This is a genomic window from Vibrio sp. Y176 (assembly GCF_033438945.1).
The window spans coordinates 1-989 of the sequence record NZ_JAWOQS010000153.1 but is presented as its reverse complement, the minus strand read 5'-3'; the positions used below and the strand labels follow the sequence as shown (position 1 = coordinate 989).

The 989-nt window shown below is 53.8% G+C and carries 1 protein-coding gene; it reads right to left on the bottom strand.

Features of this window, described 5'->3' with window-relative positions:
• Positions 1–735 (bottom strand): APH(6)-I family aminoglycoside O-phosphotransferase (locus R7O13_RS24775; protein ID WP_318304924.1); only part of this gene is annotated, 735 nt, incomplete at its 3' end.
• Positions 736–989 lie beyond the last annotated feature (254 nt).

The window sequence follows — 989 nt, the reverse complement described above, 5'->3', positions numbered from 1 at the left end:
CCCATAAGCGTACGCCTGGTCGAGCAGGCGACGCGGATCGACGTCCAGCGCACGAGAGAATGCGTCCGCCATCTGTGCAATGCGTCCAGGATCGAGACAAAGGTCGTCTCTGTCAGCCGGATCGTAGAACATATTGGCGGCGCCAAAGCCCACTTCACCGACCAGACCGACGGGATCTATCACCAGCCAGCCGCGACTGGAGAACATGATGTTTTCATGATGCAGATCGCCATGTAGCCCACGCAGTTCCGAGGCATTGCTCATCATTTGATCGGCTATAATCGCCGCGTGGACGTAGTCAGTTTGACAACCTGCGTTTTGATCATCGCGCGCCCGCTGAAACAAAGCTGCAAAGCGATCCCGGATCGGGAGAAGGGCAGAAGGCAGGGGTTCCTCAGATGCGGCATACAGCTTCGCCATTAGTTCCGCTGCAATTTCGGTCGCCTGGTAGTCGCCGTGCTCGGCAACGATGTGAGAGAGCATTCGCTCCCCGGCATATTCGAGCAACATCAGATTGTTCTCACGACCGAGCAACCGGACTGCTCCCCTCCCATTGCGCCATACCAGATAGTCGGCCCCGCGCAGTTCATCAGCAATGTCTTCTATAGGGTTCAATCCCTTGACGATTGCAGGAGTCCCGTCTGGCAATGAAACTTTCCAAACGAGGCTGGAAAAGGTGTCCGCAATGAGAACAGGTTGCGAAACGTGCCAATGAGCAGGAAAAACAGGCGGCATGAAGGGGTCGTCTCAGAAAACGGAATCTATGGTCACTCCCGTTTTTGCAACACCGATTTTGACGACAAGTTGGCTTGCTTGAATCTATCCGGCGTCTGAATGGGATTTTATTCCCGCGCCTTGATGAGTTCCGCGCCTGATGAACCTCCAGAAAATATACGGCTTCAATGAGCCTTTCCGTTTTACAGGTTCCTCAACAGGCCGGTGGGCCGTTAGTATCATCAATATCAGTATTCGCAAAACCAGATCAGTAA